Below are 16,849 nucleotides of genomic sequence, written 5' to 3' on the forward strand. Positions count from 1 at the left end.
CGGGCAACACGAAGCGCCCGGCACGCGCTGCGGGCCGGGGGTCTACCAGGGTACGCGTGCCCTGGGACGATCAGCTTCCGGCAACGGTGATGGTCGGCAGGTGCCGCACGGGGAAGCCGACCGACCGGGCGATGAAGCAGTCCCGGTGGGCGTCCTCGTGGAGCGCGCTGGCCAGATCGATCATGGACTCCTCGGCCACCTCGACGACCGGGTTCAGCGTGACCTCGACGAACTCGCCGACCCCGGCCGACTCCCGCATCAGCCCCTCGGCGGCGTCCCGGTAGTCCACCACCCGCACCCGCTTGAGGGAGCAGAGGGCCAGATAGGTGAGCATGTGGCACTGGGCGAGCGAGGCGACCAGCAGCTCCTCCGGGTTCCAGCGGGCGGGGTCGCCGACGAACGCGGGGTCGGCGCTGCCCTCGATCACCGGCTTGCCGGAGACGGCCACCCGGTGGTCGCGGGCGAACTTCCGGTAGCCGGCCGTTCCCTCGCCGGTGTTCCCGGTCCAGGTGACCCCGACCGAGTAACGGTGTTCACGCGGCTGACCCATCAGACCGACCTCCGGTGCTCGTCGCTGTGCGCTTCCGCGGCGCGTCTCCCATCTTGGCCCCATCCTCGCCCCATCCTCGCCCCATCCTCGCCCCATCCTCGCCGGTCCGGTCCCGGCCGGCGGCCGGGCGGGGCGGCGGCTCCGGTCCGGTCCACAACTCCGTTGGGGGGCGCGGGAGAAGCCGGCACGGGTTCGCCACATCCCACATCTGACGTGTCCATGCCCTCGACTTGTAACCTGGGCCATGCCAGGCGGAAACGTTACGGCGACATGCTGAGCCGGTGTTGCCCGCGCGGCTCCGCCGCGCCGAATTCACCCCCACACCAAGGGAGTTCGCGTGTCACGCACCCCCAGCGTCTACGCGCGTCGCAGGTTGTCCCTGCTGGCGGCGCTCACCGGACTGATATCCCTGGCGGCCCTGTTCACCGGACCATCGGCACAGGCCGCCCTCCCCACCCCCATCGCCGCCTCGACGGCCCGCACCTATCTCTCCCAGCTCACCGTCGCCGCCGAGGACCGCACCGGCTACAACCGCGACCTCTTCCCCCACTGGAGCAGCCAGGGCGGCAACTGCAACACCCGCGAGGTCATCCTCCAGCGCGACGGCAGCAACGTGGAGACCGACAACAGCTGCGCCGCGATCAGCGGAAGTTGGTACTCCCCCTACGACGGCGCCACCTGGACCGCCGCCTCCGACGTGGACATCGACCACCTGGTGCCGCTGGCCGAGGCCTGGGACTCCGGCGCCGGCTCCTGGACCACCGCGCGCCGCGAGAGCTTCGCCAACGACCTGACGCGACCCCAGCTGTTGGCGGTGACGGACAACGTCAACCAGGCCAAGGGCGACAAGGACCCGGCCGAGTGGCTGCCGCCGCGCAGCTCCTACCACTGCGTCTACGCCAGGGCCTGGGTGCAGGTGAAGCACTACTACGGGCTGTCGGTCGACTCCTCGGAGAAGAGCGCGCTCAGCAGCATCCTCAACGGCTGCTGACCGCGCGGCCCCTCCTCGGGCCCCGGGCGTCGCACGTGTTCCGCACCGGCCGGGCCGGTGCGGAACACCGCCCTGCGGTCGGCACGTTGAGTGACTGTCAGTGGCGGACTGTAGTGTCCGGCGCATGGAACGACGCACCAGCCTGATCACCCCGGGCCTCCCGCTCGCCGACGACGGCTCGTCGCCCCTCCCCGACCTCGGCGCGGCGTGGGGGTGGCGCTCAGTGCGCGGTCAGCAGCTCCGCCAGCACGGAGCCGTCGCTGTCGCCATGGCCCTCGGCGACGGCCCGCTCCATCAGCTCCATGTAGGGGGTCAACAGCTCGGCGCTGACGCCCTGTTGCTCGGCCGTGCGCAGCAGGGTGACGTTGCCGGCCACCTGCATCGCCAGGTTCGACGCCACGTCGCCCTGGTCCTCGCCCTTCTCCGCCTTCTGTTCCCCCGTCACCGCCACCCGCGCCATCGCCACCAGCCAGTCGGCCAGCAGCCCGGAGAAGCTCCCGAGGTCCACGTCGGCCTCGCGGACCAGCGCGAAGGCGTGGGTGATCCCGGCGAACATCCCGCTCATGGCGCTGAGCAGCGCGACGTCGTGGAGCGCGGCCAGGCCGGCGTCCTCGCCCACATAGCGGGCTTCGGCGGGCACGGCGAGGATCTCCTCGTGGGCGGCGAAGAGTTCGGCCGAGCCGGAGTAGAAGACATAGCCGCCGGCCTCGGGCACGCCGATCATCGGGGGAACGGCCATGATCCCGCCGTCGAGGAAGCGCGCTCCCCTCCCGGCCGCCCGGGCGGCCCAGGCCCGGGCGTCGGCCGGCGTCGAGGTGGTGAGGTTCACCAGGTCGCGGCCGGCCAGCTGGGCCCCGGCGAGGGTCTCGCCGACGGAGGCGTCGTCCAACAGGCAGAGCACCACGAGGTCGTTGGCGGCCACGGCCTCGGCGGCGCTGCCGGCGACGGTGGCGCCCAGCGCCCGCAGGGGCTCGGCGCGGGCCGGCGTCCGGTTCCAGACGGTCACCCGGTGGCCGGCGGCCAGCCAGGTTCTGGCCAGCGCGGTGCCCATGGCGCCCAGGCCCAGCAGCGAGAGGGAACGGGGGCGGTGTTCGCCGGGCTCGGCGGCCCGGGCGGTGGCAGGGGAGGACTCGGTGACGGAGGGGGTGTTGGTCATGCCGCCTAGACTTGTCCGGGTCGGGACGGGCGACAAGTACGCACTTCGGAGTGGGTGGTTACGCCGGGGTGAGTGTGCGGCTGGGAGGGCTGACCGATGACGACCACACCGCGCCCGAGGTACACGTGCGGCATCGACGCCGCGATGGATGTGATCGGCGGCAAGTGGAAGGTGCTGATCCTCTGGGCCCTGGACGAGCGCCCCCACCGCTTCGGCGAGCTGCGCCGGGCGCTGCCCGGCGTCTCGGAGAAGGTGCTGGCCTCCCATCTGCGGGAGTTGGAGGCCGACCGGATCGTGCGCCGGGAGGTGCGGGACGAGGTGCCCCCGCATGTGAGCTACTCGCTGACGCCGCTGGGCCGTTCCCTCAACGAGGCGCTGGGGCCGCTCGGCGCGTGGGGCCGGGAGCACGTGCTGGGCGGCGCCACCCACCGGGCCGCGCCGGCCGGCGACGCGGCGGGTGGTGGCGCGGCGGGTGGTCAGCCGGCCACCGGGGTCACGCAGCGGGAGGCCGCCACGCAGTAGAAGCCGTGGCCCGCGCAGTGCCAGCAGACATGGGGCGCGGCCACGCCCTGGGCCTGCCCCGAGGCGGCCAGGTAGAGGGTCTCGCGGATCTCCACCCGCTGGCCGCTGCACGCCTGGCACTGTCGATGCGGCCCGTCGCAGTCGTCATCCCCTCCGTCGAACTCCCCGCCGATGTCTCCGCCCATGCTGAAACTCCCCGAGTTGGGCCAGGGTTGCGCGTCCCGTCACAACCACGGCACTCAACGTTACCTCCCGGCCTCGGAGGTCGGTCGACCGGGCTGGTCAGGGCGTGGGGTGATCCTGTGGACGCGTGCGGTCATAGGTGAGGAAGAGCGCGCCGCCCGCCAGCGCGTGGTGGTCGGTGAGGTCCCAGACGGCCGGGTTGAACTCGGCCTCCCGGGAGAAGAGTGGCACGCCGGCGCCGATGGTCAGCGGGGCCAGCTTGACCACCAGCCGGTCGATCTCGGTGTGGAGGGACCTGGCCAGCCCGGCGCCGCCGATCAGCCACAGGTCGCGCCCTGGCTCGCGCTTCAGCCGGCGCACCCGCTCGACCGGGTCGGTCGACACCAGTTCGACCGCGGCGGCCGGCACCCGTTCCAGTCACGGAGGCCCGGCGGCCGGAGCGTTTCGCCTGGGTGGTGCTGGACGAGCGCGCCGACCCGGAGCGACCCGGTTCGCTCTGGTGTTATGGCCTCACGCCGGACGCGCTGCCCGACAGGACGGCGGTGCGGCAGTCCCTCGTCCACGGCCCGGGCCTGACGGGCGCCAGGGAGGCGACACTTCGCTCCCCCGGCGCGCTCGACGGCCGGCTGTCGCAGCTGAGGGACGGGATGAGGCGCACTCTGCTGGCCCTGGCGCGTTCGGCCGGGGCGACGACGAGCGAGGCGGGAGAGGACCTGTGAAGTACCTGCTGTTGATCTGTTCGGAGGGGCCGATCGAGGCCGAGGAGGGCGAACTCGACCCGACCGCCTGGGTCGAGGAGACCGAGGCCAGGGGCGTCCGGCTCTTCGGCGACCGGGTGCGGCCGGCCGAGGACGCCACCACGGTGCGGGTGCGGGGCGGCGAGACGCTGCTCACCGACGGGCCGTTCGCCGCGACCAAGGAGCAGATGGGCGGCTTCGACGTGATCGAGTGCGCCGATCTGGACGAGGCGATCGAGGTGGCCGCCCGGCATCCGATGGCCCGCTTCGGGATGATCGAGGTGCGACCGTTCTGGACCGAGTGATGGTCGAGGGACGGCCCCCGGGAGAGCGCGGCGACACGGTGGCCGATGCGGTCGCCGAGGCCGGGCGGGCGGAGTGGGGCCGGGTGGTGGCCACCCTGATCCGCGCCACCGGCGACTGGGAGTTGGCGGAGGAGTGCGCGCAGGACGCGTTCGCCCGCGCGCTGGAGCGCTGGCCGCGCGAGGGGGTCCCCGAGCGGCCCGGGGCCTGGCTGACCACCGTCGCCCGCGACCGGGCCGTGGACCGGCTGTGCCGGGCGGCCACCGAGAAGGCCAGGCTCCGCCAGCTGGCCGGCGAACGCGCCCTGGCCGACGGTGGCCGGCCCGGGCGGTGAACCCGTCGCGCCGGCACCGGAGTTGGCGGAGGACGAGGGGCCGGCGGACGACCTGCCGCAGCTGGTCTTCAGCTGCTGCCACCCGGCGCTGCCGCTCGCCGGCCGGGTGGCCCTCACCCTGCGCGCGCTGTGTGGCCTGACCACCGCCGAGATCGCCCGCGCCTTCCTGGTCCCCGAACCCACCATGGCGCAGCGGTTGGTGCGGGCGAAGAACAAGATCCGGCACGCCGCCATCCCGTTCCGGGTCCCGACCGGTCGGCTGCTCAGCGAGCGGCTTCCCGGCGTGCTCGCCGTGGTCTATCTGCTCTTCGACGAGGGCTATCTGAGCGGAAGTGATCGGGAGGGTCCGCCCGTTCGCGTTGATCTCTGCGCGGAGACGATCAGATTGGCCCGGCTGCTGACCGCGTTGCCGCCGGACGAGCCCGAGGCGGCCGGGCTCCTGGCGTTGGCGCTGCTCCATGACGCGCGGCGGCCGGCGCGGCTCGACGCGGCGGGCGAGCTGGTTCCGCTGGAGGAGCAGGACCGCTCCCGCTGGCGGCGGGCCGGGATCGAGGAGGGGCTGGGCCGCGCTGGCCGCTTCGGGCGCGCTCGCCGGCTACCACCTGCTGCCGGCCGCCCGGGCCGACCTGCTGCGCCGGCGCGGCCACCACCAGGAACGCGTCGCGGTCGTCGTAGCCGTACAGCGCGACGACATGGCCGCCGAAGTGCGCCCGGGAGCCGAAGTACTCCAGGTGGTGGCTGTCGAGTCGCAGCCCGACGGGGTGGCCGGCGTCGATCGGGCCCGCCACGTTCTGCCAGGCCCTGCGGGGCGAGGTGGTCTCCCGGACGACGGGTGCGAGGCCCATCCTGGCGGCCAGGTTCCTGGTGAGTTCGAAGGGTCTGACCCGGCCGCCGAGAAAGGGGAAGTCCAGGTACTTCGCGTCCCGGTAGACGAACGACAGCCCGGCGCCGAGGCCGAAGAGCGGCGGCTCCGACAGGTCGGAGCCCCCGGTGTCGCAGCAGCACCCCAGGGCCGTGGTCTCGCAGTGCGGCCCGCCCCTCGGCTCGACGCCGGGCACCCGCCGCACCGCCCCGTCGCCGGTCATGGCGTCGCCGGTCATGCCGTCGCCGGTCATGCCGTCGCCGGTCATGCCGCGTCCTCCAGCAGCGGAACGGTCACCCGCGTCACCCACTCCCCCGGCGGCGCCTCGGCCGGCCCGACCAGACAGGTCTCGCGCACCGGCGCCCCGGGGCACAACCCGTGCTCGTGGAGCGAGGCGAAGAACGCGTGGTAGGCCAGCGGCAGATGGGCGTAGGGCCCGACACGGGTGGTCCCGGCCGCCAGCCCACCGGGCAACTCCGTTCGCTCCAGGCCGGGTTGGGCCCGCCACCGGACCGAACGGGCACCCCGACGGCGATCTCGGCGCGTTCTCCCAGGTCCAGCGGGTAGAGCCCGCACAGCGGCGGCTCCCACGCCACGCCCGCCGCGTCGAGCGCGGACAGCAGCCGGGCCACGCACTCCCCGAACCGCCACCCGATCTCCGCCGGCGCGCAGACCGTCCGCACCACCGCCAGCCGTTCCAGCGGCCCCAGCGCGTCGTAGTGCCGCGGCTGCTTCACGCTCAGCCGGCAGAGGCGGGCGAAGCGCCCGCTGGTGAGGAGTCCGTCGCGCACCCGCCCGTGGTGGGCCCACCCCCCCGGGGGGGGTCCACCACGGCGCGGACCGGTGGCTACCAGTCGTGAACGGTGCCGTCCAGCAGCCGGTTCACCGGCAGGTACGCCGCCTCGTACGGGAAACGGGCGGCGGCCCCGTCGTCCAACTCGACGCCGAGCCCCGGGTTCTCGCCGGGGTGGAGCAGCCCGTCCGTGAAGGTGTAGGAGGTCCGGAAGACCTCCAGGGTGCGCGGGTCGTGCCGCATGTACTCCTGGATGCCGAAGTTGTGGATGGCCAGGTCCAGGTGGAGCGCGGCGGCCATGCCCACCGGCGAGATGTCCGTCGGCCCGTGGATGCCGGACTTGGCGCCGTAGACGGCCGCCAGGTCCAGCAGCTTCTTCATCGCCGTGACGCCGCCGGTGTGGGTGACCGCCGAACGCACGTAGTCGATCAGCCGCTCGGTGAGCAACGTGGTGTAGTCGTGCACCGAGTTGAACACCTCGCCGATGGCCAGCGGCGTGGTGGTGTGCTGCCGGATCAGCCGCAGCGCCGCCTGGTCCTCGCCGGGCGTCGCGTCCTCCAGCCAGAACAGGTCGTACGGCTCGACCGCCTTGCCCAGCCTGGCCGCCTGGATCGGCGTCATCCGGTGGTGGCCGTCGTGCAGCAGCGGCAGTTCGGGGCCGAACTCGTTGCGCACCGCCTCGAAGACCGAGGGCACATGACGCAGATAGGCCCGGGTGTCCCAGCTCTCCTCGACGGGCAGCGGGGTCCGGCGGGCCGGCTCGTAGTCGTAGCGCTCGCCGTCGCCGGCCGCCGAGGCGGCCACCCCGTAGACCGAGTCCAGGCCCGGGATGCCGGTCTGCACCCGGATCGCCCGGTAGCCGGCGTCCAGGTGCGCCCGGATCGAGTCCAGCAGCTCGGGCACGTCCCGGCCCGAGGCGTGGCCGTAGGCCAGGGCCCCGCTGCGCGAGGCGCCGCCGAGCAGCTGGTACAGCGGCATCCCGGCCGCCTTGGCCTTGATGTCCCACAGCGCGGTGTCCACGGCGGCGATGGCGGCCATGGTCACCGGGCCGCGCCGCCAGTACGCGCCCCGGTAGAGGTACTGCCAGGTGTCCTCGATCCGCGCGGCGTCCCGGCCGATGAGCAACGGCACGACGTGGTCGCGGAGATAGCTCTCCACGGCCAGCTCACGGCCGTTGAGAGTGGCGTCGCCCAGGCCGGTGACGCCGTCGGCGGTGGTGATCCGCAGGGTGACGAAGTTCCGGCCCGGGCTGGTGACGATCGTCTCGGCGGACTCGATCCGCATGGGTGTCTCGATGCGTGACATGCGTCCCGCTCTCCCCTTTTTCTTGGGTCTTCCTCGGGTCTTTCCCCGGCTCTTCCCGGCTCTTCCCGGCTCTTCCCGGCCCGCGCTCGGGCGGTCACGGGCGCGGCGCCGCGCCCGGCGGGCCGGCGACGGGGTTCGCCGCCGGCTCCGTCGAACACGGTCCGTCAACGCGGTCCGTCAACACGCCCCGTCAACGTTGCCCGTCAACGAGTTCGGCGACCACCACGCCATAGGGTGCCAGGTCCACCGTGGACAGCTCCCCGCCGTCCCCGCCGTTCCCGTCGCCCAGGCCGCGCAGCCGGCCGCCGCCCGCCAGGGTCGGGGTCACGGACAGCGGCCCGTCGCTCTGGCTGACGAACCAGACGAACGACCGCCCGTCCTCGTGCGCCATCCGCCCCACCAGCACCCGGGGATCGTCCACGGACACCTCGGGCGTCGCCCCGGCCTCGGCGGCCAGCGCCGCGTAAAGCCGCCACGTCGGCTCCGGGTTGACCCGGGGCGTGACGGCCGCCATGTGCTCCAACGGGTAGGTGGAGAGCACCAGTTGGCCCTCGCCCACCCGGCGCCTCAGCAGCGCGGGGCGGCCGTGCGCGTCGGTGGCCACCACCTCGGCGCCGTCGGGCTCCACGGGCAGATAGGAACGCGAGTTCTCGGTGCCGGCCACCGCGAAGACCAGCCGCTCGCCGGCGGCGATGGTGCCGAAGTCCCGCTGGAAGGTGAGCACCAGCTCGTCGTCCTCGATGGGCTCGGTCAGCCCGTACCGCAGCTTCTTCACGACACCGAACGTCTCGTCGAGCTTCGGCCACCACGGGCCCCGCTGCACGATGTGCTCGCCCATGAAGAACGACGCGTAGACCGTCGCGCCCGCCTCGGCGCGCGCCACCAGGTGCCGCCAGCCGCCGGCGGTCAACTGCTTGGCGGACGGCAGCAGATAGAGCGCGCAGTCGTCCGGCAGGCCGTCCGCCTCGCGCGCCACGCCCACCGGCAGGTCCGCCTCGCGCGCCGCCACATACGCCTGCCGCGTGTGGTTGAGCACGCTGCTGGCGTCCTCGGGTTGGGTGAACGGGTACATCTTCTCCAGGAACGAGGAGACCACCAGCGCCACGTCGGTGTCCGGCCGGCTCAGCCGGGGGAAGTCGACCCGCGCCAGCAGTTCGGTGAACCGCTTCACCTCGCGCAGCTGCTCCTTGGGCCGCCCGGCGTCGTCGGTGATGCCGAAGTGCATCTCGAACGGGTGGTGGCTGTAGGGCTCCTGGTCCCAGAGCGCGTCGTAGTCCGTGTTGTTCCACGGCATCCAGCCGGTGGCACCGGCCAGCAGGGTGTTGTGCAGGATCTGCCGGTAGTAGTGGGCGGCGTTCTCCTCGGAGACATAGTCCGAGGTGACGCCGAACTCCTCCATGATCACCGGCTTTCCGCCGATGTCGAGCAGCTCGCAGACGAACGCGGCGCCGAGGTGCTGGCGGACCGGGTCCGTCTCCATCCGGTAGACGTGCGGGCCGTGGAAGTCGATCAACGGCTCCAGCTCCCGGACCCGGAACCCGTTGTCCGCGCCGGTCATCTCCACGCCCCAGGCGCCGTCCCCGACCGAGACCGGCTGGGTGGCGCCGGTGGAACGGACCGCGTTCACCAGGGTCTTCGCCCAGGCGGTCACCGTGGTGGCGTCCAGGGTGCCGATGCCACGGGAACGCCAGTCGCCGTAGATCGGGATCTCGTTGGTCAGCAGCCAGCCGGCAACCGCCGGGTGGTCCTTCCAGCGGGCGGTCAACTCGCGGACGTACCACTCCTGTTGGGCGACGAACGAGGGGTCGGCGAAGATGTCGCGCCCGCCGCGCCAGACCGGGTCCCAGTTCTGCCCCGACATGTGGCCGACGAGGAAGGTCGGAATGGTGTGCATCCCCTGGGCACGGTGCCGGTCCAGGAAGTCGTCGTAGTGGGCCAGCATCCTGGGGTCGAGGGTGTTCTCGGCCGGCATGAAGTCCGGCCAGAAGAAGAACGACCGGGTGAGCGTGATGCCGTGCTCACGCATCGTGCTCAGCTCCTCGTCGATCACCTCGGGCCGGTAGTCCCGCCACATCAGCGGTCCGCCGGTGCGGGACCAGTAGTTGACGCCGATCCAGACGGTCGCCCCGTCCTCGCCGGCGGTGGGGACGGAGCTGGTCCCCGGGGTGATGCGGAGCTTGGCCGCGTTGCGCCTCATGCCTGTGATCCCTTGATCCCTTGTGTTCGGCCGTCTGGTCCTCCACCGGTATATCGTTTTACTAGGCGTCTGTCGAGGGATTGAGCGGCACGAGATGGCGCGCTACCATGCCGTACAATTCGCCGCTCGACAACGTTTTCTTCATGCGGCGGGGACGGGTTTCCGGGCGCGGTTCTCGGCGCGGCCCCTGGTCGCACCGAACGGGCAGGACCGAACGGGCAGGACGGACAGGACGCTTGGCAGCACAGCAGGGCCCTCGACGCGGGAAACGGTCCGACAAGCCGACGATCGCCGATGTGGCGGCGCTGGCCGGGGTTTCCGTCTCCGCCGTCTCCAAGGTCGTCAACAACCGTCCCGGCATCTCGCCCCCCACCCGCCAGCGGGTGCTGGACGCGGCGGAGAAGCTGCGCTGGTCGCCCTCGGCCACGGCGGTGGCGCTGCGCGGGGCGCGCACCCGGGCGATCGGGATGGTCGCCGGGCGCGCGGCGGACGTGCTCGCCGCCGACCCGCACTTCTCCGTGCTGATCTCCGGTATCGAGGCCGAACTGGCGCCCGCCGACTACGGCCTGCTGCTGCACATAGTGGGCGAGGAACCGAGCGCCGAGGAACGCGCCTACCGGCGGCTCGCCGAGGAACGTCGGGTCGACGGGGTGATCCTCACCGAGAGCCGGATCGGCGACACCCGGTTCGAACTGCTGCGTCAACTGCGGCTGCCCGCCGTGCTGGTGGGCACGCCCTGGCAGGACGACCCGGTCGTCTCCGTGCGCGCCGGCGGGGAGCAGGACGCCGGGATCAGGGAGGCCGTCGAACACCTCGCGGACCTGGGGCACCGGCACATCGCCTATGTGTCCGGGCCCGAGGACCGGGTGCACACGGTGTTCCGCCGGCGGGTCTTCGAGGCCGCCCTGGAGGAACGCGGGCTGCGGCCGACGCGGATCGTCGTCTCCGAGTTCACCGCCGACGCGGCGGTGCGGGCGGTGCGCCGGTTGCTGGCCGAGCCGGAACGGCGGCCGACCGCCGTGCTCTTCGCCAACGACACGATGGCCGTTGCGGGCATGAGCGCCGCCCGCCGCCTGGGCTTCGATGTGCCACGCGACCTGTCGATCGTCGGCTATGACGACCTGCCGATCGGGGAGTTGGTCTACCCGAGGCTGACCACCATCGGGCAGGACCTCGTCCAACTGGGCCGGTCGGCCGCGACGGCGATGTTCGCCCTCCTCGACGGCTCCCCCGAATCGGCCCAGCCCCCGCCGGTCCGCCCCCCGAGTCTGATCCCCCGCGAATCGACGGGACCGGCGCCAGGCGTGTGACGCTGGCCGCCGGGCGCTGGGCGCTGGCCGCTGGGCTTGAGCGGAGCCGCCGGCCCGCCGGCCGGCGGCAGCCCCGCCGCGCGGTCGCCCGGCGGCTGGCAGGGGGTTCGCCTGGCGGCCAGGCCGATGTGGTTCGCCTCGCCGGCAGGTGGGTCGCCTGGCGGCGGGGGGCGCTCGATCGCCCGGCGGCCAGGCCGAGTTCGCGGAGGCGCGCGCCAACGGCGGAGGGCAACCGCGCCAACTGGCGGACCGACACCGGGCCATGGGGCGGAGGACAGCGGCACCACGGCGGGGCGGTCCGATCGCGGCAGGATGAACGGCCACCGAACCGAGCGCGGCCTCGCCCAACCGCCGGGCGGACATCGGCGGGAGGGCTCTCCCGGCCTCGTCCGGCCGCGACGGCGAAGCCGGGCCGGCGACTCGGCGCACGCACCACACGGGAGGCCGCCGGGCTCGCCGGCCGCACAGCGGAAGCGCCCAGCGCCCCGCCGCCCCGGCGAGCCGCCGGGCTCGCCGGTCACCGCCCCGCGAGGACGCGTCGCACCTCGGGCAGGACGTCCGCCGACCGGCCCCAGCCCGCGCGGCGACCCCGCGCATGGGGGCGCGCCAGGGGTCGGTCGTGCCGCAGTACATCAGCATCGGGACGCCGGTGGACGCCAGCCCGGCGTCCAGGCCACGGTCGCGGGAGAGGGCCTCGTCGTCGGCGCGCGGCGCGGCGCCGTCCGCCGCGTCGATGACGGCGGCCTGGGCGGGGACCGCCGCCGCGCCCTGGCGGATGAGTTCGAACGCGTCGGCGTCGGCGGGCGGTTCGAGTTGCCGCAGCACGTGTTCCAGCGCGGAGGCGAAGCCGTCCACCGGGTCCCAGGAGCCCGCGACGGCGGGGGCGCGGCGTTCGGGCGCGTGGCGGGCCACGCCCGGGGCGGTCAGGGCGCCCATCGAGTATCCCCAGACGGTGGCACGGTCGGCGCCGAGGTCGTCGAGGACGGCCGTGACGGCATCGACGCGGCGTTCCCGCGCGTAGGCGGCGTCGCGCCGCGCGGCGCCGGTCAGGCGCTGGTCGTCGAGCCGGGGCGGACGATCATCAGCACGACGACGACCGCCCAGAGCACGTTGAACACCCCGGTGGACATGGCCAGTCGCGCGGCCAGCGCCCGCGCGTCGCGGCCCGGCCCGGGGGCTCGCTGCTCGGCGGGCGGGCCATCGGGCAGCAGATCCTCCTGGCGGGGCAGGATCACCACCACCAGCAGGGCGGCGGCCAGCACCGTGAGGGCCAGCGAGGTCAGCAGCCAGGCGTCGGTGAGGACGCCGAGTTGGGCGCCGGTGGCCAGGCCGAAGACCGGGACGGCGACGCCGACGGCCGCGTAGCCCCGGCAGATCCGGTGCAGCGTGGCCGCTATCGCGAGGGACCTGGCGGGATCGGGCTCGGCGTCGGTCGCGGCGGCGGCCTGGCGCGCGTAGCGGGGGAAGAGCGAGGCGGCGACGGTGATCGGCCCAACCGTGAGGATCGCCGCGAGGACGTGCAGGGACAGCAGCAACGTGGCCACGACGGGCTCCCGTTCTCTTGCCAATATATTGCCTGCCAATATGTAGCACGCCAAGTCCACGTTTAGGTAGGCTGCCTACTCATGAAGGCAGACGCGGTACGCGGACATCTCGACGGGCTGCTGCTGGCCGTGCTGGAACAGGGGCCACTCCACGGCTACGCGATCATCACCGCCGTGCAGCGGCGCAGCGGAGGGGCGCTCGACCTGCGCACCGGCACCATCTATCCGGCGCTGAACCGGCTGGAGCGCCAGGGCCTGCTCAGCAGCGACTGGGAGTCGATCGGCGAACGGCGGCGGCGCTGCTACCAGTTGACGGACGCCGGGCGCGCCGCCCTGGCCGGGAAGCGCGCGGACTGGCGCGCGTTCACCTCGGCGATCGGCGCGGTCCTCGACCCGGCTACGCCGGGGAACGCGACGCCGGGGAACGCCACATGAGCGCCCGCGCCCTGCGGGCCGAAGGCGCGCGGGGCGGGACCGGGGCCGGGGGCGCCGACGACGCGGTGCTCGCCTACCGGGCCAGGCTCGCCGACCTGCTCCAGGGGCCGCCGAAGGCCAGGGCCCGGCTGGTCGAGGAGATCGGGGACGGGTTCGCCGACACCGTGGCCGCCCTGCGCGGCGCGGGCTGGGAGACGGCGGACGCCGTCCGCCGGGCGGAGCGGGAGTTCGGGACGCCGGAGGAGCTGGCGCCCGGCTGCCAGCGGGAGTTGACCATCGCCCAGGCCCGGCACACCGCCCGGGCGGTGGCGCTGACCGCGCCGCTCCTGCTGGCCTGCTGGTATCCGCTGCGGAACGCCGACCCCGCGCGGGACGGGTGGCTGCCGCACCTGGCGCAGTGGCTGGCCCTCGGACTGGCGGGGGTGGCGGCGGTCGCGGCGCTGGGCGCGGTGTGGGCGTTGGGCAGCACGGGCCGGGTCAGCCGTTGGCTGCCGGTGCCGCGTGGACTGCCGGGCGCCGTGGGCTGGTTGGGCACCACGGCGAGCGGCGCGATGGCCGGCTCGGCGCTCGCGCTGACCCTGGTCGCCGCGCTGGCCACCCACTGGCCGCTGGTGGCGTTGGCCGGGTTGGCGTCGGCCGCCTGCCACGCCTGGGTGGCGTCCTCCGCCCGCGCCTGCCGCCGCTGCGCCCGGCTGCCGGCGCCGGCCTGAGCCGAACGCCCGAACGCCCGACCGCCCACGGCGAAACGGCGCGACGGCGCGACGGCCGGTGGGAGGGGGACGGCGCGGGGCCGCGACCCGGTGGTGAAGGGTCGCGGCCCCGCGCGCGGAGGTCGGGGCCGCCGACCGGGGATCTCCCGGTCAGGCGACCACCGGTCGCCCAGTCACTCGGTGGCGATCGCGTTCAGCACGTTCATCCGGCCGGCCCGGAAGGCGGGCAGCAGCGCGGCGAGCAGGCCGACCACGGCCGAGCCGAGGAAGACGGCGATGATGGTGCCCCACGGGATCTCCAGGACCGGCATCCCCTCCAGGGCGAGCAGCCGCTGGCCGGCCGTGCCCCAGGCCATGCCGAGGCCCAGGCCCAGCAGCGCGCCGAAGAGGGCGATCACCACGGACTCCAGCCGTATCATGCGGCGCAGTTGGAGCCGGGAGAGGCCGATGGCCCGCATCAGGCCGATCTCGCGGGTGCGTTCGACCACGGACAGGGCCAGCGTGTTGACCACGCCGAGGACCGCCACGATGATCGCCAGCGCCAGCAGGCCGTAGACCATGTTGAGCATCTGGCTGACCGAGCCCTCGATCAGCTCCTTGAACTCGGCCTGGTCGCGGACCTCGACCTGCGGGTACGGCGTGACCGCCGCGTCCAACGCCTCGCGGGCCGCGTCCTCCTGGCCGTCCTTCGCCCCGGCGTAGAGGGCGAACGGCAGCGGCGCCTCCGTCGCGTTGTCCAGCATCTCCTGCTGGTTGAACATCCAGGTGCCGGTGAGCACCGCCGCGTCGTCGGAGAGGATCGCCTCCACGGTGAGGGTGGTCTCGCCGCCGCCGTCGAAGGCCACCAGGACCTGGTCGCCGAGCGCGATCCCGTGCTCCTCCGCGTCGTCCTCCCCGACGGAGAGCCCGCCGGGTGCGTAGGCCGCCTCGATGTCGCCCTCGACGACGGTGACGTCGACGTCGGCGGAGAAGGTCTCCGGCACCGCGCCCGCCATCACCTCGATCTCCTCGCCGGAGTCCAGCGTGACGTCGACGTCCGCGAGCCGGTACTCGCTGACGTGGTCCAGCTCGGGTATCCGCTCGACGGAGACCGCCCCGGTGATCTCGGGGACGATGCCGCCGGGCGTCTCCGAGACCACCACGTAGTCGGCGCCCAGCGAGGAGTCGATCTGGTCGGTGGCCGAGGCCACCATCGAGGAGCCGACCACCGAGAGGCCGGCCACCAGCGAGAGGCCGATCATCAGCGCGGTGGCGGTGGCGCCCGTGCGCCGCGGGTTGCGCAGCGCGTTGCGCTCGGCCAGCCGGCCGACCGGGCCGAAGCCGCGCAGCAGGACCACGCTCAGCCCCTTGACCACCAGGTTCACCAGGGAGGGGCCGACGATGACCAGGCCCACCAGGCTGAGCAGCACGCCCAGCGCCAGATATCCGGCGCCCGCGGACGCCTCGTCCACCGAGCCGGTGAGGGCGAGGAAGCCCAGTCCGGCGATGGTCAACACCGCGCCCAGGGTGGCCCGTATCCGGCCGGCGCGCACGTCACCCGGCATCCCGGCGTCCCGCAGGGCCGCCATCGGGCTGATCCGGCCGGCCCGCCGCGCCGGGACATAGGCCGCGATGAGGGTGACCAGCACGCCCAGGACAACGCCGATGATCGGCACCGAGGGCTCGATCAGCAGGTCGTCCGTGCTGAGCTTCATGCCCAGCGCGCTCATCAGCGCCATCAGCCCGACCGCGAGGCCGATGCCCACGCCGAAGCCGATCAGCGAGGCGATCACGCCCAGCAGCAGGGCCTCGATCAGCACGGAGCGGTTGACCTGGCGGCGGCTGGAGCCGATGGCGCGCATCAGGCCGATCTCGCGGGTGCGTTGGGCGACGAGCATGGAGAACGTGTTGACGATCAGGAAGATCCCGACCAGCAGCGCGATGCCGGCGAAGCCCAGCAGCACGTACTCGAGGATCGACAGGGCCTGGCCGACCGCGTCGCTGTTCTCCTCGATGTACTCGTCGGCGGTCTGGAGCTTGTAGGTGTCCGCGCCGACCGTGGCGGCGATGGCGTCCTTCAGTTGGGCGTCGGAGACGCTGCCGTCGGAGTCCACATAGACGTTGGTCAGCTCCGCCGCGCCACCCAGCAGGTACTCGCGGGCGGACTCGGTGTCCAGATAGATCAGCGCCGCGCCCGGGTTGGTGGTCTCGAACTCCGCTATGCCGCTGACGGTCAGCTCGTAGTCGCCGAAGGCGGTGAGCAGCCGCAGCGGGTCACCCAGCGCCAGGTCCGCGTTCTCGGCGGTGTCCGCGTCGATCATCACCTGCTCGCCGCCCTCCGGCGGCGCGCCGTCGGTGATGGTCATCGAACGCTCGTCGATCGCCGTCCAGTTGGCCGCGATGGTGGGGGCGCCCGAGGTCGGGCTGATGCTCTCGTTGTCCTGGTCGATGGCCATCGCCGAGGTGGAGACGATGGACCCGGTGATCCGGTCGACGCCGGCCACCCCCGCCAGCTCCTGCTCCAGCGTGCCCGGGATGGTGTCCGGCTTGCCCGTCGAGCCGCCGGTGCCGGCGAAGTCGTCCGCGATGTCGGACTCGGCCGAGCTGATCACCACGTTGGAGGCGGTGACGTCGAACAGCTTGCTGAACGTGTTGTTCATGGTGGCCGTGAAGACCAGCGTCCCGCAGACGAACGCCACCGACAGCACGACCGCCATGCCGGACAGCACCATGCGCCACTTGTGCGCGTAGAAGCTGCGCAGCGATGTCTTGAGGACCGTCATGACGTGCGGCTCCATCCCTGCTGACCGGTGTCGAAGTTGCGCATCCGGTCGAGGACGCGGTCGGCGGTGGGGTCGCGCATCTCGTCGACGATGTGGCCGTCGGCGAGGAAGACGATGCGGTCGGCGTAGGAGGCGGCGACGGGGTCGTGGGTGAC

The 16,849-nt window shown here is 73.3% G+C and carries 17 protein-coding genes and 2 pseudogenes; 9 read left to right on the forward strand and 10 right to left on the reverse strand.

From position 1 onward, the window contains the following. Positions 1–70: 70 nt before the first annotated feature. Entirely contained in the window at positions 71–550 is a 480-nt protein-coding gene (locus EBN88_RS02750; protein WP_122182156.1) for an OsmC family protein, read from the reverse strand. A gap of 337 nt (positions 551–887) precedes the next feature. On the opposite strand from EBN88_RS02750, the gene EBN88_RS02755 reads away from it, so the two are divergent. Further along, on the forward strand, positions 888–1,541 hold the full coding sequence (locus tag EBN88_RS02755) for an HNH endonuclease family protein (RefSeq protein ID WP_122182157.1): 654 nt from the start codon (positions 888–890) through the stop codon (positions 1,539–1,541). Between the two features lie 220 nt (positions 1,542–1,761). Here EBN88_RS02755 and EBN88_RS02760 read toward each other — a convergent pair whose 3' ends face one another. After that, entirely contained in the window at positions 1,762–2,592 is an 831-nt protein-coding gene (locus EBN88_RS02760; RefSeq protein ID WP_233580402.1) for an NAD(P)-dependent oxidoreductase, read from the reverse strand. A 201-nt stretch (positions 2,593–2,793) separates the two neighbouring features. Here EBN88_RS02760 and EBN88_RS02765 point away from each other — a divergent pair, with 201 nt between their 5' ends. Next, a complete protein-coding gene (locus tag EBN88_RS02765; RefSeq protein WP_122182159.1) occupies positions 2,794–3,219 on the forward strand; it encodes a winged helix-turn-helix transcriptional regulator in 426 nt (141 codons plus the stop codon). Here EBN88_RS02765 and EBN88_RS02770 read toward each other — a convergent pair. Both EBN88_RS02770 and EBN88_RS02775 read right to left on the reverse strand, forming a co-directional pair. Then, positions 3,174–3,404 (reverse strand): hypothetical protein, encoded by a 231-nt coding sequence (locus tag EBN88_RS02770; RefSeq protein ID WP_122182160.1) that lies wholly within the window; start codon positions 3,402–3,404, stop codon positions 3,174–3,176. The genes EBN88_RS02765 and EBN88_RS02770 overlap by 46 nt on opposite strands. Positions 3,405–3,501: 97 nt before the next feature. After that, complete coding sequence (locus EBN88_RS02775) at positions 3,502–3,810, reverse strand: dihydrofolate reductase family protein (RefSeq protein ID WP_233580397.1); 309 nt, start codon at positions 3,808–3,810, stop codon at positions 3,502–3,504. A 44-nt stretch (positions 3,811–3,854) separates the two neighbouring features. On the opposite strand from EBN88_RS02775, the gene EBN88_RS02780 reads away from it, so the two are divergent. The 4 genes and pseudogenes from EBN88_RS02780 to EBN88_RS32640 all read left to right on the forward strand — a co-directional run. Continuing rightward, the gene (locus tag EBN88_RS02780; RefSeq protein WP_147472627.1) at positions 3,855–4,121 is read left to right on the forward strand and encodes a hypothetical protein; all 267 of its coding nucleotides are present in this window, start codon (positions 3,855–3,857) and stop codon (positions 4,119–4,121) included. Further along, on the forward strand, positions 4,118–4,444 hold the full coding sequence (locus EBN88_RS02785) for a YciI family protein (RefSeq protein WP_122182163.1): 327 nt from the start codon (positions 4,118–4,120) through the stop codon (positions 4,442–4,444). Before EBN88_RS02780 ends, EBN88_RS02785 begins: the two co-directional genes overlap by 4 nt. After that, positions 4,444–4,776 (forward strand): sigma factor, encoded by a 333-nt coding sequence (locus tag EBN88_RS32635; protein ID WP_122182164.1) that lies wholly within the window; start codon positions 4,444–4,446, stop codon positions 4,774–4,776. The genes EBN88_RS02785 and EBN88_RS32635 overlap by 1 nt, the downstream gene beginning before the upstream one ends. A 106-nt stretch (positions 4,777–4,882) precedes the next feature. Next, a pseudogene (locus EBN88_RS32640) lies at positions 4,883–5,278 on the forward strand (DUF6596 domain-containing protein); the annotation flags it as partial. Between the two features lie 205 nt (positions 5,279–5,483). Here the strand turns inward: EBN88_RS32640 and EBN88_RS31465 are convergent. The 4 genes and pseudogenes from EBN88_RS31465 to EBN88_RS02815 form a co-directional block, all read right to left on the reverse strand. Beyond that, positions 5,484–5,906, reverse strand: a pseudogene (locus EBN88_RS31465) (BtrH N-terminal domain-containing protein); the annotation flags it as partial. After that, on the reverse strand, positions 5,903–6,112 hold the full coding sequence (locus tag EBN88_RS31470) for a GyrI-like domain-containing protein (protein ID WP_233580398.1): 210 nt from the start codon (positions 6,110–6,112) through the stop codon (positions 5,903–5,905). The gene EBN88_RS31470 and the pseudogene EBN88_RS31465, both read right to left, overlap by 4 nt. 373 nt (positions 6,113–6,485) lie before the next feature. Beyond that, the gene (gene manD / locus EBN88_RS02810) at positions 6,486–7,715 is read right to left on the reverse strand and encodes a D-mannonate dehydratase ManD (protein WP_122182166.1); all 1,230 of its coding nucleotides are present in this window, start codon (positions 7,713–7,715) and stop codon (positions 6,486–6,488) included. A gap of 211 nt (positions 7,716–7,926) precedes the next feature. After that, positions 7,927–9,933, reverse strand: a complete 2,007-nt coding sequence (locus tag EBN88_RS02815) for a cellulase family glycosylhydrolase (RefSeq protein ID WP_122182167.1) — start codon at positions 9,931–9,933, stop codon at positions 7,927–7,929. A gap of 236 nt (positions 9,934–10,169) precedes the next feature. Here EBN88_RS02815 and EBN88_RS02820 point away from each other — a divergent pair, with 236 nt between their 5' ends. Next, a complete protein-coding gene (locus EBN88_RS02820) occupies positions 10,170–11,243 on the forward strand; it encodes a LacI family DNA-binding transcriptional regulator (RefSeq protein ID WP_233580399.1) in 1,074 nt (357 codons plus the stop codon). Positions 11,244–12,289: 1,046 nt separating this feature from the next. On the opposite strand, the gene EBN88_RS02830 is transcribed toward EBN88_RS02820, so the two are convergent. Then, entirely contained in the window at positions 12,290–12,787 is a 498-nt protein-coding gene (locus tag EBN88_RS02830) for a DUF2269 family protein (RefSeq protein ID WP_122182169.1), read from the reverse strand. A gap of 81 nt (positions 12,788–12,868) precedes the next feature. Here EBN88_RS02830 and EBN88_RS02835 point away from each other — a divergent pair, with 81 nt between their 5' ends. Next, a complete protein-coding gene (locus EBN88_RS02835; RefSeq protein WP_122182170.1) occupies positions 12,869–13,222 on the forward strand; it encodes a PadR family transcriptional regulator in 354 nt (117 codons plus the stop codon). Continuing rightward, complete coding sequence (locus tag EBN88_RS02840) at positions 13,219–13,932, forward strand: permease prefix domain 1-containing protein (protein ID WP_122182171.1); 714 nt, start codon at positions 13,219–13,221, stop codon at positions 13,930–13,932. Before EBN88_RS02835 ends, EBN88_RS02840 begins: the two co-directional genes overlap by 4 nt. Before the next feature lie 173 nt (positions 13,933–14,105). Here EBN88_RS02840 and EBN88_RS02845 read toward each other — a convergent pair whose 3' ends face one another. Continuing rightward, the gene (locus EBN88_RS02845) at positions 14,106–16,694 is read right to left on the reverse strand and encodes an ABC transporter permease (RefSeq protein WP_122182172.1); all 2,589 of its coding nucleotides are present in this window, start codon (positions 16,692–16,694) and stop codon (positions 14,106–14,108) included. Positions 16,695–16,849 lie beyond the last annotated feature (155 nt).

The sequence above is a fragment of the Streptomyces triticirhizae genome (genome assembly GCF_003696235.1).
GTDB classification, from domain to species: domain Bacteria; phylum Actinomycetota; class Actinomycetes; order Streptomycetales; family Streptomycetaceae; genus Streptomyces; species Streptomyces triticirhizae.